Source organism: Micromonospora sp. H61, from assembly GCF_018070325.1.
In the GTDB taxonomy this organism is placed as follows: domain Bacteria; phylum Actinomycetota; class Actinomycetes; order Mycobacteriales; family Micromonosporaceae; genus Micromonospora; species Micromonospora salmantinae.
This window is the reverse complement of the sequence record NZ_JAGPXY010000071.1, coordinates 20,785-33,591: the sequence shown is the minus strand read 5'-3', so window position 1 is coordinate 33,591 and position 12,807 is coordinate 20,785. Positions and strand designations below refer to the sequence as shown.

Annotated in this window: 11 protein-coding genes; 3 read left to right on the top strand and 8 right to left on the bottom strand. The window is 72.6% G+C overall.

Annotated features, from left to right (window positions below; all coding sequences use genetic code 11):
* Both KBX08_RS26790 and KBX08_RS26785 read left to right on the top strand, forming a co-directional pair.
* Positions 1–698: ROK family protein (locus KBX08_RS26790; RefSeq protein ID WP_210786112.1), on the top strand; the 698-nt coding region annotated here is incomplete at its 5' end.
* A gap of 126 nt (positions 699–824) precedes the next feature.
* Entirely contained in the window at positions 825–2,429 is a 1,605-nt protein-coding gene (locus KBX08_RS26785; RefSeq protein WP_307850660.1) for a PP2C family protein-serine/threonine phosphatase, read from the top strand.
* 28 nt (positions 2,430–2,457) lie between these two features.
* Here the strand turns inward: KBX08_RS26785 and KBX08_RS26780 are convergent, their stop codons facing one another.
* Entirely contained in the window at positions 2,458–3,123 is a 666-nt protein-coding gene (locus KBX08_RS26780; RefSeq protein WP_247670114.1) for a MarR family winged helix-turn-helix transcriptional regulator, read from the bottom strand.
* 57 nt (positions 3,124–3,180) lie between these two features.
* On the opposite strand from KBX08_RS26780, the gene KBX08_RS26775 reads away from it, so the two are divergent.
* Positions 3,181–4,311, top strand: a complete 1,131-nt coding sequence (locus KBX08_RS26775) for a PP2C family protein-serine/threonine phosphatase (protein ID WP_210786111.1) — start codon at positions 3,181–3,183, stop codon at positions 4,309–4,311.
* Positions 4,312–4,318: 7 nt separating this feature from the next.
* Here the strand turns inward: KBX08_RS26775 and KBX08_RS26770 are convergent, their stop codons facing one another.
* The 7 genes from KBX08_RS26770 to KBX08_RS26740 all read right to left on the bottom strand — a co-directional run bounded on the left by KBX08_RS26770 (position 4,319) and on the right by KBX08_RS26740 (position 12,805).
* Positions 4,319–5,800 (bottom strand): sugar transferase, encoded by a 1,482-nt coding sequence (locus KBX08_RS26770; protein WP_210786110.1) that lies wholly within the window; start codon positions 5,798–5,800, stop codon positions 4,319–4,321.
* A gap of 216 nt (positions 5,801–6,016) precedes the next feature.
* Positions 6,017–7,774: a substrate-binding domain-containing protein gene (locus KBX08_RS26765; RefSeq protein WP_210786109.1), complete on the bottom strand. Its 1,758-nt coding sequence runs from the start codon at positions 7,772–7,774 to the stop codon at positions 6,017–6,019.
* A 157-nt stretch (positions 7,775–7,931) separates the two neighbouring features.
* Positions 7,932–8,969 (bottom strand): lactonase family protein, encoded by a 1,038-nt coding sequence (locus tag KBX08_RS26760; protein WP_210786108.1) that lies wholly within the window; start codon positions 8,967–8,969, stop codon positions 7,932–7,934.
* Positions 8,970–9,057: 88 nt separating this feature from the next.
* Positions 9,058–9,660, bottom strand: coding sequence for an ATP/GTP-binding protein (locus KBX08_RS26755; protein WP_091405745.1), 603 nt, complete (start codon positions 9,658–9,660; stop codon positions 9,058–9,060).
* Complete coding sequence (locus tag KBX08_RS26750; RefSeq protein WP_112584165.1) at positions 9,641–10,030, bottom strand: DUF742 domain-containing protein; 390 nt, start codon at positions 10,028–10,030, stop codon at positions 9,641–9,643. The genes KBX08_RS26755 and KBX08_RS26750 overlap by 20 nt, the downstream gene beginning before the upstream one ends.
* Positions 10,020–10,442, bottom strand: coding sequence for a roadblock/LC7 domain-containing protein (locus KBX08_RS26745; protein WP_112584065.1), 423 nt, complete (start codon positions 10,440–10,442; stop codon positions 10,020–10,022). Before KBX08_RS26745 ends, KBX08_RS26750 begins: the two co-directional genes overlap by 11 nt.
* Entirely contained in the window at positions 10,442–12,805 is a 2,364-nt protein-coding gene (locus KBX08_RS26740) for a nitrate- and nitrite sensing domain-containing protein (RefSeq protein WP_210786107.1), read from the bottom strand. The genes KBX08_RS26745 and KBX08_RS26740 overlap by 1 nt, the downstream gene beginning before the upstream one ends.
* Positions 12,806–12,807: the final 2 nt, after the last annotated feature.

Genomic DNA, 12,807 nt, shown 5'->3' with positions numbered 1-12,807 from the left:
CGGTGCCCGCGCTGCTCGCCGAGCACCCCCCGCTGATCGAGCAGGTGCCCGGCATCCCCGCACTGGTGGTCGACAACGAGGCCAACCTCGCGGCGCTCGGCGAGCTGCACTCGCAGCCAACCGGCACGTCCAGCTTCCTGCACATCTCCGGCGAGGTGGGCATCGGCGCGGGCATCGTGCTGGACGGCGCGCTGTTTCGCGGCGTACGCGGGTGGAGCGGCGAGATCGGGCACCTTCCGGTGCACCCCGAGGGCCGTCCGTGCCGCTGCGGCGGGCAGGGCTGCCTGGAGCAGTACGCCGGCCAGGAGGCGATCGTGGCCGCCGCCGGGCTGGCTCGGGCGGAGCTTCCGGCGGACACCGCGACGGCCCGGCTGGCCGAGTTGGCCGAGGCCGGCGACGCCGACGCGCTGCGGGCGCTGCACGACGCCGGAACGGCGCTCGGCGTCGCGGTGGCCGGCGTCGTCAATCTGCTCGACCTGGACACCGTGGTGCTCGGTGGCGGTTACGCGGCGCTCGCACCCTGGCTGTGCCCCCCGGTCCTCGCCGAGATCGGTGCCCGGGTGCTCACCGCGGCCTGGTCGCCGGTCACGGTCCGCCCGTCGACGCTCGGCGCGGAGGCCGCCGCGGTAGGCGCCGCCGGCTCGGTGGCCCGCCGGATCGTCGCCCAGCCCGCCGGCTGGCTGGCCCGCGCCGGCTGATCGCCACCCCACGCCGTGCGCCGCTGTCGGAGAGAATCGGTACCCTTGCTCTCAGGCAACGATCCCGGGTGAGGAGTCGAGAAGCAGCATGCGCACACGTCGTCAGACGCGAGCCGGCGTCCGGCGGTGACCACGACCCAACAACCCGGCGGCACCCCGTTGCCAGCCGACGAACGGTTGGCCCGGGAGCTGCTCGACGGTCTCGCCGAGGCCGTGCTGACAACGGACGGGACCGGTCGGGTCACCCTGGTCAACGCCATGGCGGCCGAGCTGATCCCGGAGATCGACGCCGGCACCGAGCTGGCCGGTTGCTCGGTGGCAGCCCTGGCCCGCGCGGTCGCCACCGGCGCTGACCGCTTCGACGCCGACCACCACGGCCGGCGACTGCGCGGCGTCCGACGGCAACTCGCCGGCTCCCGGTGGGCGTGGTACGTCCGCGACGTCACCGAGGAGCACGCCCGCGCCGACGCCCTGCTCGCCGAACGCTCCCGCACCGCTTTCCTCGCCCAGGCCGGCAGTCGGCTGGCGCTGGCCCTGCACCGGGACCAGGTCCTCCTGGCCACCACCACGCTCGCCGTTCCCTACCTGGCCGACGTCGCCGTGGCACTGCCCCGACCGACCGCGCCGGCCGAGCCGCACCCCCGATGGATCCGGTACGCCGCCGGCGAACCCGCCCCGATCACCGGGCTGGCCGGCCCCGCGCTGACCAGCTCCGTGCCCGGGCTGGCCGAAGCGCTGGCCGGCGACCGGGCCGAGCCGGGCCCCTGGCCGGACGCCCCGCTCGCCGACCTGGCCGACCTGCTGCCGCCCGAGTTCGGCCCACCGGCCATGGCGCTGGTCAGCCCGCTGCTCAGCGCCAGCGTATCGGCCGGCGCGCTGCTGCTCATCCGTCGGTCCGGGCGGGCCGGCTTCGACAGACGCGACGTGGAGCTGGCCCGGGAGTTCGCCGCCCGCGCGGGTGCCGCGCTGGCCACCGCCGACCTGCACGGCGAGCAGGCCCACCTGGCCCGGGTGCTGCAAACCAGTCTGCTCCCGCCCGAGCTGCCCGTCGTGCCCGGCGTGAGCCTGGCCGGCGGCTACCGGGCAGCGGGCGACACCCTGCGCATCGGCGGCGACTTCTACGAGGTGTTTCCGCACCCGCGCGGCGCCCTGTTCGCGCTCGGCGACGTGTGCGGCAAGGGCGTGGGCGCGGCGGTGCTGACCGGCCGGGTCCGCCAGTCGTTGCAGACGCTGCGGCTCGTCGAGCAACGCCCGCTGGAGCTGATCCACCTGCTCAACCAGGCACTGTTCGACGCGCCGGACGCGGCACGGCGCAACCAGTTCACCACCCTGTTGCTCGGTTCCCTGGACCGGGGGCCGGCCGGGCTGGACCTCCGCATCGCCGGCGGGGGTCACCCGGCGCCACTGCTGGTCACCGCGGACGGCACTGTCACCCCGGTCCCGGTCGGTGGCATGCCGGTGGGGGCGCTGACGGCCGCACGGTTCGCCGAGACCCGGGTGCACCTCGATCCCGGCGATCTGCTGCTCGCGTACACCGATGGGGTGACCGAGGCGCGCGGACCGCGCGACACGGCGATGTTCGGCGAGGCCCGGCTGCGGGCCGCGCTCGTGGCGGCGGCCGGGCAACCGCCGGCGGCGCTGATCGACCAGGTGCTCCGCGCGGTCGACGACTGGCTGGGCGGGCAGGCCCACGACGACATCGCGATGCTGGCCGTGGGCGCCTCGGCATGACCGACGGGCGACCGCCCGGCCGGCTTGATCAGGCGGTACGCGCCACCGGCGGGCCGCCGGCCGGCCATTCCCTGGTGGTGCCGACCGATCGTTCCAGACCGCCCGACGAACCCGTCCACCCCGTTCGGGTCTGCGGACCCGAATCGCCCGACCAGTCCTCCGGCCGCCCACCGGGCCGGTCCGGGTCGTCCGGCCAGTCCCCCTGGCCCGTCGACTCATCCGACGCCGGCGCGTGCTGCGCCTGCTGGCGGCGGGCGGTCTCGTCGAACTCCCGCATCCCGCGCAGCAGCGCGTCGCGGCCCTCCTGGCTCATCCCGGCCAGCACGGCGGCGAGTTGGCCCTGGCGGTCGGCCCGCAGCTCGGCGACGAGCCGGCGGGCCTCCGGGGTGAGGTGCAGCGAGATCTCCCGCCGGTCGAAGCGGCCGGGCTCGCGTTCCAGCATGCCGGCGGCGACCAGCCGGTCGCAGAGGCGGCTGGCGGAGCTGAGCAACATGTCGAGTCGGGTGGCGAGCCGACGCAGGTTGATCCCGTCGTACTGCTCCACCACCATCACCGCCCGCAACTGGGCACCGGACACGCGGTTCGCGGTCCCCTCCCGGGCAGACTCCCAGATGCCCAGCAGGGCAGCGGCCGCCACATCCAGCGCGGCAGCCATACTCGTCTCAGGGTCCGTCGGACGGTTCAGTTCGGCCATGGTGGCCCGAGAGTACTCCGAACCTCCTGGTGGTCGAGCTTTCAGTAAGGACTGACGATGAGCGAACCGGTCAATCGGGCACGACGTGCCCTGAACGAGACACCAGCTGACCGGCTCGTCGGTGGGATCGGGGACGTACTCGCCCAGTCGTACGGGATCACCGACGTCGAGCTCTTCCAGGTCGACTACCGGCTCGCGGAGCTGTTGCCACTCGGCGACGACGACTCGATCACGAGCCCCGGGCACCCGGCCTGGCGCGCCTTCGACCACCAGTCGCCGATACTGGTCGACGGCACCGCCTGGTTCCCGGTCACCATGCGCGGCGAGCGTCGAGGGGTGCTGCGCCTGTCACCCGTCGCGGACGACCGGGACGTCGTCGCCGCGCTGGCCGAGATCGCCACCGCGCTCGCCCACGAGGTGGCGGCGGTCTCCGCCGGCACCGACGTCTATCTGGCGGCCCGGCGCACCCAACGCCTCACCCTGGCCGCTGAGATGCAGTGGGACCTGCTCCCCGGCCGCAGCCGGATCCGTCCCTCGTTCAGTCTGGCCGGGCAGTTGGAGCCGGCGTACACGGTGCGCGGCGACAGCTTCGACTGGTCCGACGACGGGGAACGGGTCTGGTTGTCCACCATCAACGGCACCGGTGAGGGGGTGGCGGCCTCCCTGCTCACCTCGCTGGCCACCCACGCGCTGCGCAACGCGCGTCGAGCCGGGCTGAGCCTGGCCGACCAGGCCGCCCTCGCCGATCAGGCCATCTACGACCTGTACCGGGGCGAACAGCACCTTTCCGCGTTGCTGATGGAGTTGGACCTGCGCTCCGGGGTGATGACAGTGGTGGACGCCGGGTCGCCCCGACTGGTCCTGCTCCGCGACGGGGACGTCACCGAGCAGCCCCTGGAGGCGCAGTTCCCGCTGGGCATGTTCGAGGCGACCGACTACCACGAGCAGACGTTCCCGCTGCAGCGCGGCGACCGGGTCTTCGTGGTCAGCGACGGGGTGGTGGAGGCCACCGGTCAGCACATGCGCTACGGCGAGACGGCACTGGACCGGTTCCTGCGGCGGACCGGGCCGATGGCACCCCTGGACGCCGTCCGGTCGCTGATCGGTGATCTGCGCGCGTTCGTGGCCGGTGACCTGGTCGACGACGCGGTGGTCGTCTGCCTGGACTGGACCGGCCCGCAACCGTGAGCGGTGGTCAGTACGCCCCGCGGCCGTTCAGCACCGCGCCGAAGGTCTTCCAGAGGATGGTGAGGTCGGCGGCGAGGGACCAGTTCTCCACGTAGTAGAGGTCGAGCCGGATGCCGTCCTCCCAGCTCAGGTCGGAGCGGCCACTGACCTGCCACAGGCCGGTCATGCCGGGCTTGACCAGCAGCCGCCGGGCCACGTCACCGTCGTAGCGGGCCACCTCCGAGGGCAGCGGCGGGCGGGGCCCGACGAGGCTCATCTGCCCCAGCAGCACGTTGACCAGCTGCGGCAGCTCGTCCAGTGACCACTTGCGCAGCAGCCGGCCGACGCGGGTCACCCGGGGGTCGTGGCGCATCTTGAACATCAGGCCGTCGGTCTCGTTGCGCGCGGTCAACTCGGCGAGCAGCGCGTCCGCGTTCACCACCATGGTGCGGAACTTGAACACGCCGAACTCCTGCCCGCCCCGGCCGACCCGGACCTGTCGGAACAGCACCGGGCCCCGGCTGTCCAGTTTGATGGCCAGCGCGATGAACGCGATCAGCGGCAGCAGCACCGCCAGCGCCAGCGACGAGACGGACCGGTCGACGAAACCCTTCACCAGCTTGCGGACGCCGCGGAACTCGGGCGCCTCGACGTGGATCAGCGGCAGGCCGGCGACCGGGCGGGTGTGGATGCGCGGGCCGGCGACGTCGGTCAGCGCGGGTGCCACGACCAGGTCGATGCCGGTCCCCTCCAACTGCCAGCCGAGGCGGCGCAGCCGGGTCGCGGTCAGCTCACCGGAGGCGGTCACCGCGACAGTGTCCGCGCCGATCGCGGTGGCGGCCTCCGGGATACCCCGGAACGACCCCACCACCGGCACGTCACCCAGCCGCTGCGCCACCGGTGCGAGCAGCGCGTCGGGGATGCAGGCGCCCACCACCTGGTAGCCGGCGTACGGCTCACGGCGCAGCGTGTGGACCAACTCCAACACGTGGGCGGTGTCGCCGACCACCAGCACCTTGCGGGACCAGCCGGCGCCCACCGAGCGGGCCCGGTGCAGTCGCTTGCGGGCGGCGAACCGCGCCACCTCCAGCCCGACGGTGCCCACCGCGAAGGAGATGCCCAGGAAGCCCCGGGAGACGCCGACGTCGGCGATGTAGCCGATGATGGCGATCGCCCCGGCCAGGCGCAGGCTGGCGGAGCTGACCCGCCGGTACTCGTCCGCCCCGTAGCCGATCACCCGGTCGTCGTAGCAGCCGAGCGCCTTGAGCGAGATCAACCAGGCCAACACCAGCCCGGGGGCGACCAGCACGTACGGGATCTCCGAGCCGGTCGGTTCGTCGTCACCGAAACGGGCGACGTACCCGATCAGCAGCGCGATGATGAGAACTGTGGTGTCCAGCACCACCAGGACCCGGACGTAGGACCGTTCGTCGGCGCGCCCCACCAACCCGGCGCGTCGACCGTCCGGCTCCGCCGACGTGGCGGGGGTCAACAGTGTCGCCACGCTCACCGGCCCTCCCACTCTGTACAGGATGGCCCCGGCCGACGGGTCGGACCGGAGGCGGACCGACTATGCCGGAACAGTCGACATCCTGCCTTGACAACTATGACTGCCGATTGCTTCCGACGTATTGCCGTCACTTTTCTTCAACAACCTGGTGGCCGAAAAGGGGCCTGCCACACCGAATCGACGGTACGGCAGGCCCCTGGACGTCTGAGCGTCGGATCAGCGCGGCGCTGGCGGACGCCGTGCGATGGCGCTGAGGAAGATGCTGCCGATCTCGCTCGGGTCCTTGGTGACGAAGACGTCGCCACCGGTCACCTTGGTGATCGACTCCAGCTCTGCCTTGCTGACGCCCTCGCCGATACCGATCATGATGACCTGGACCGGCCGCTCCGGATCGGCGATCTGCTTGAGCTTGGCGAGCAACTGCTGCTGGTTGAGGCCGTTGTCGTCCTCGTTCTTGCCGTCGGTGAACAGCACGATCGAGTTGACCCGGCCGGGTTGCCAGTTCTCCTGCACCGCCTGGTACGCGGCCAGCATGGTGTCGTAGAGGCCGGTGTCGCCGCTGGAGGGCTTGACGGTCGCGAGCGCGCCCTCCAACTGGGCCCGCTGGCCGGAGAGCGGCCCGATGGGGACCAGCTCCCGGTAGTCCCGGTTGCCGACCAGCTGGGTGGAGAAGGTCCACAGGCCGATCGACCAGGAGTCGTCGAAGAGGCCGAGGCCGCGACGGGCCGCGTCCACGGTGACCTCCTCCCGGCTGCGGTTGTTGGCGCTGGGCACCGGGTCCTTCATCGAGCCGGAGACGTCGATGACGGCGAGCATCCGACCGGACTGGGTGGCGATCGACCAGCTGGAGACGACCCGCTGGATGGCGGCCGGGTCGAGGCCACCCGCCGCGGTGCCGCCGTTCGCCGGTGCGGTCGGCGCGCCGCCGGACGGGCTCGGAGCACCCTGCGGCGCCTTGAAACCCTCGCCCCAGTTGCCGTCCGGCGCGCGCAGCGACTGCGCGGCGAGCCGGTTACGGAAGGTCGGGCTGGTGAGCAGCTCGAACAGCACCTTGGCCGCCGACGCCTTGCTCGGCTCGATGCCGGGCAGCACCGCGTACGGGTAGTCCAGCGGCATCGGCGCCGGCTCCATGTAGAGCGCGGCGAGCGGCACCGGCGGCTTCTTGCTGTTGTACGCGATCACGTCTTCTTCGGACAGGGCCGCCGCACCGAGACCGCTGGCGATGGACGTCGAGTCGTTCGCCGTGGGGAAGCGGGCCAGCAGGTCGTTGCGGAGCGAGGACCGCCCGGTGGCCAGTGCGCGGAGCGCGCCGACGGTGTTGCGCTGGGCGTCGCCGCCGGCGCTGTTCGCGGCGGCGGTCAGCGAGAGCAGACCGGACAGGCCTGCCGCGTCGCGGGTCGGCTCGACGATCCCGGTGCGCAGCGGCGCGCTGGTGTTGTTGACCTGCTTGAGCAGGTCGGTCCAGTTGAACTTCTTGTCCGGCCAGCCCAGTCGGGTGGCGATCGGCTCGGGCATCGCGACGACGATCGGGCTGCGCGCGATGGACTGGCCGTTGGTCGGAGCGAACGCTGTCGCGTCCTTCTTCAACCGCAGCAGCCAGGTCGAGGAGTCGGGCACCCAGACGTCCGGGCTGACGGCGGTGCCACTGGCCTGCCCCACGCCGGCCAGTACAGCGCCGTGCTTGGCCGCCACCACGGCCGCCACGTCGACCGGGTCGGACGCGGACACGTCGACGCGGATGCAGGTCGGGCCTACCGCAGCGCCATCCTTGACCCACTGGGACGCGGCGGCGTCCACCGCTGGCGCGAGTTCGGACGCGACCGCCACGGCGAGTCGGATCTCTCCCGAGCAGCTGGGCTGGATCAACTCCTGGTAGCCGAACCACGCGCCCGTCGTCACGACGAGCACCCCCGCCGTTGCGGCGGCGGCGGCTAGGTGGAGTTTCGAACGCATGCGATGACGGCCTGCTGACACGGTGACCATCTTGCGTACTAGGTGCCGTCTCTGCCACATCCGTTCGGACTAAAGTTACGGAGGAGAAACAGTTGACCTCTTTTTTGCAACACAGAGTGATGAGGCGGCCTCGCGGCGTTGCCAAATCAGCGTCGCCCTCACGTCTCTAAACCATCGTTCAGGGCAATACGCACGTCGGGCTCGGCACCGGCACCGGCTCGCCGACCGCCTCCGGGACGCCGGTGTCGGCGTCGCGCCGGAACACCCGCACCATGTCCGCCCGCTCGTCGGCGACGTAGAGGTGCTCCCCGATGAGGGCGAAGTGCCGAGGCCACTCCCCGCCGGTGTCCACTTCGGCCACCAGCTCGGGCAGATCCCCGGCCACTGTGAAGACCGCCACGGTCCCCACCCCACGGTTGGCGACGTAGAGGAACCGGCCGTCCGGGGCGATGGCGACCTCCGACGGCTGGACGTGACCGGCCCGCTCGCTCGCCTCGACCCGCCCGCGCTGGTGCAACGCGCCGTCGTCGGTCAGCTCGTAGGCGATCACCGAGGCGTCCAGCTCACCTACGAGGTAGCAGCGCCGTCCGTCGGGGTGCCGGGCCAGGTGCCGAGGGCCGGTGCCGGGCTTCGTACGCATCCGCGGCGCATGCGGCACCAGTCGTCCGGTCGCCTCGTCCAGGTCGTACCGGTAGACCGAGTCGGTGCCGAGATCCACGCCGAAGATCGGCCCCTGGCCCGCCCCGGGCGAGACCATGTGGGCGTGGGCGTGGTCCTGGCGCTCCGGGTCCGGGCCGTGCCCCTCGTGCACCACCAGGTCGGTGCGCTCGCCGGGCAGGCCCCGCGGGTCGAGCGGGAAGACCGCGATGCTGCCGCTGCCGTAGTTGGCCGCCAGCAGGTGACCCCCGCCGGGCAGCACCGCCAGGTGGCACGGCTCCGCGCCGCCGGTCGACCGACTGCCGAGCGGGTCCAGCGCGCCGTCCGCCCCGACCTGCCACGCGCTGATCTCGCCGTCCGTCAGCTCGTTGACCGCGTAGAGCACCGGCTGGCTGGGGTGCCGCACCAGGAAGGAGGGGGACGGGGTGACTGCCACAGTGCCGAGCGGGGTCAGCGCCCCCGTCCTCGGGTCGCGACGAGCGGCGACGATGCCGCTGCCCCGCCCGCCGCTCTGCGCTGTGTAACCCCCGATGTGGACGACCTCACCCTGACCGCTCACGCCCAACTCCTCCGCCGGCATCCTTCGTTGATCCAACCAGAGGCTGCCCGCGTTGCCCGCCCGTTAACCGGCTTTCCGGCCCCCGATCTCAGGCCGCCGGCACCGGCTCGCCGCGCTGTCGCGCGACGTGCTCCACCAGAGAGATCAACACCATTTTTCCGGACTGCCGGTCCCGGGCGTCGCAGAGCACCATCGGCACGTCCGGGTCCAGGTCGAGCGCCCGGCGTACGGTCTCCAGGTTGAACCGGCGGGAGTCGTCGAAACAGTTCACGCCCACCACGAACGGGATTCCCCGCTGCTCGAAGTAGTCGATGGAGGGGAAGCAGTCGGCCAACCGCCGGGTGTCGGCGAGCACCACGGCGCCGAGCGCGCCGAAGGCCAGCTCGTCCCAGAGGAACCAGAACCGGTCCTGGCCCGGCGTGCCGAACAGGTAGACCTGAAGGTCGTCGTTGATGGTGATCCGGCCGAAGTCCATCGCCACGGTGGTGGTGGACTTGCCCTCCACGCCGGAGATGTCGTCGGTGCCGATCCCGGCACCGGTGAGCACCTCCTCGGTCTGCAACGGACGGACCTCGCTCAGGGCGCTCACCAAGGTCGTCTTGCCGGCCCCGAAGCCTCCCGCGATGAGGATCTTCAGTGCCAGCGGAATGGTGGTGCTGGTGCCCACCTGGTCATAGCGCACGGAGTCCACTGACCACCGCCTTGAGGATGTCGTCGTCGGGAAGGATGCCGGCGGCCGGCGGCTCGTGCACCGCGACCAGGCCCTCGGCGAGGAGATCACCGAGCAGTACCCGGACCACGCCGACCGCGAGGTCCAGCTCGGCTGCCAGTTCGGCCACCGACACCGGCCGGTGGGCCAACGTGACCAGCCGTCGGTGCTCCGGCAGCAGATGCGAATGGCTTGTCGCGTCGACGTCCGAACCGGCCAACACGAACGCGACCAGGTTGAAATCGTCGACGGCGGAGCGTACCCGGCCTCCGGTGAGCGTGTACGGGCGCATCACCGGGCCGGCTTCACCGTCCAGCCACTCGTGCTGCGGCCCGGGCGGCTCAGTCCGCATCTCCGGCACCCGCTGCCGATCGGGCCGGCGCGGCGAGGCTCTCCCCCACCCGGATCACCAGCATCGCCATCTCGTACGCGACCAGCCCGATGTCCGCGTCGGCGTCGCTCACCACGGCCAGGCAGGCACCCTGCCCGGCGGCGGTGACGAAGAGGTACGCCGCCTCCATCTCCACCACCGTCTGCCGGACCGGGCCGCCGTCCACGTGCCGGCTGGCGCCTCGGGCGAGGCTGGAGAAGCCGGCGGCGAGCGCACACAGGTGCTCGGCGTCGGAGCGCTCCAGCTCGGCCGAGCAGCCGAGCAGCAGGCCGTCGGCGGAGAGCACCACCGCCTCGCGGGCGGCCGGTACCCGTTGCACCAGTTCGTCGAGCAACCAGTCCAGGCCGGCGCTCTGCTTCGTCGAATGCCGCACTAGGCGTCCCTCTCAGTCACGGTCGGGGGTTCGGGGGTCGTCGGCGGGTCGGTGGGCGCCGGGACCGTCGGTCCGGTTGGCGCCGTCGGGGTGATGGCGGTGGCGCGTCCGCGCGCCGTGCCGGCCTGGAGCGCCGCCATCACCTGGCGGACCTCCTCCGGCGAGCGGGGCGACGGCGTGTCGGTGACGGTGGACCGGGGCTGGGCTGCGGGGGTACGACGTCGCACCCGGCGGGGCAGGCCATCCAGCTCGTCGTCCGGCTCGTCGGGGGTCGCCGACCCCTCTTCGCGCCCATTGGCCGGCGCGATGGCCGAGGTCGGCGCTCCGGTGGGTGGGGCGGGTGGGGCCGTGCTGGCGGACGGGGCCGTCGGCGGGCGGGTACGGGGGCGGGTCACGGCGCCCCGGCGCGCCGTCCGAGCCAGCCGCCGGCTCGGGTCGGCCGACGCGGTACCGAGCGTGGCGGGGTCGGGGCCGGCCGGTGGCTCGGTGGTGACCAGGTCACCGGGGACCAGCACCACGGCGGTCACGCCACCCTCCCCGGATGAGCGCAACCGCACCCGTACGCCGTGCCGGGCCGCCAGCCGGGCCACCACGAACAGGCCGAGTCGGGCGCTCTGCGCCGGGTCGAACTCGGGCGAGCTGGCCAGTCGGGTGTTGGCGGTCTCCAGTGCCGCGTCGGACATGCCCAGCCCCTGATCGGTGATCTCCAGGGCGTACCCGTTGGCCACCTGCGCCCCGGTGACGGTGACCCGGGTGTCCGGCGGGGAGAAGGCGGTGGCGTTCTCGACCAGCTCGGCGAGCAGGTGGATGATGTCGCCGACCGACCGCCCCAGCACGCCGGCCGGCTGCACGGCCTTGACGTCCACCCGTTCGTACGCCTCGACCTCGGAGATCGCGCCGCGGATCAGGTCGACCATCGCGACCGGGTTCCGCCAACCCCGGCCGGGCGCGGAGCCGGCGAGGATGACCAGATCCTCGGCGTGCCGGCGCAGCCGGGTGGCCAGGTGGTCGACCTGGAACAGTTCGGCCAGCTCGTCCGGGTCCTCGCTACGCCGCTCCATCCGGTCCAGCAGGTGCAGCTGACGGTGCACCAGGCTCTGGCTCCGTCGGGCGATGTTGAGGAAGACCTCGTTGAGCCCACGACGCAGGGTGACCTCGTCCACCGCGGCCTGGACGGCGGTGCGCTGCACCTCGGTGAAGGCCCGCCCGACCTCGCCGATCTCGTCGTGGCCGTACTCCAGCGGCGGCGCCTCCCGGGCAACGTCGACCTGCTCGCCACGACGCAGCCGGGCCACCACGTCGGGCAGCCGGTGCTCGGCCAGCTCCAGCGCGGCGGTGCGGACGCCGCTGAGCCGGCGGACCAGGGTGCGGCCGACCCGCAGCGCCACCAGCACCGAGACGACCACTGCGACGAGCCCGAGTACGCCGGCGGCGGCCAGCCGCACCAGGATGCGCACTGCCATCGGCACCGAACGGTCGGTGAGAGCGTCGGCCTCGGACAGTTCGAAGTCCCGCAACTGCTGCTGCACCGCGTCCTGGCTGGCCTGCCAGGACGCCGCGTCGACACTCGGCCGGCCGGACCGGTTGGGCACGACCAGCGCGTCCTGCATGCTGCGCAGCCGGGTGAACGCCTCGCTCTCGGTCAACCGTTGGTACGCGACCCGGCTGCTCTCGGGCAGGTCGGCCACGGCGCTCTCGGTGAGCCACCGTTGGTTGCCGATGGCCTGCACGAGCTGGGTGTGCTCCCCCTCGGCGAACCGTCCGGCGGTCAGCGCGCCGGCCAGCAGCGCGTCGCTCTGGCCGAGCAGTTCCCGGGAGCGACCCAGCGCGGTGAGCGCCAGGGCCTGCCGGTTGATGTCCGGGTCGGTCAGGGTCGCCATGCCGGCGAACGCCTGGAAGGCCGCGGAGACCATGCCGCTGTACAGGCCGATCGCGCCGGCCCGGTCCACCTTGCGCTCGTCGATGAACCTCCGCCCGTCGGGTAGCGCGGCCAGGGCGTTGACCAGCTGGTCGACCCGGCTTTCCAGCAGGTCGTCAGCGGCGTCGCGCAGCGGTTCCCCGTCCACCCGGCGGCGCAGCTCGGCGACCGCCCGATCGGTGCGCCCGCGCTGCTCGGCGAGTGCGGGCAGCTCGGTCTTGCCGGCGAGCTGCACCACCGAGAGTCGGCGTTCCCGTTGCAGCTCGGTGACCACTGTCTCGCCGGGGCGACCCAGGTCGTACAGCAGGGTGCGGGCGGAGAGCAGGTTCAGGGCGGGACCGAACGTCAGCGTGGTCGCGAAGATCCACAGCGCCAGGAGCGCGGTCACCGGCGCGACGACCAACGCGGTCAGCTTCGAGCGGATCGGCCAGTCGCGGGTTTTCATCA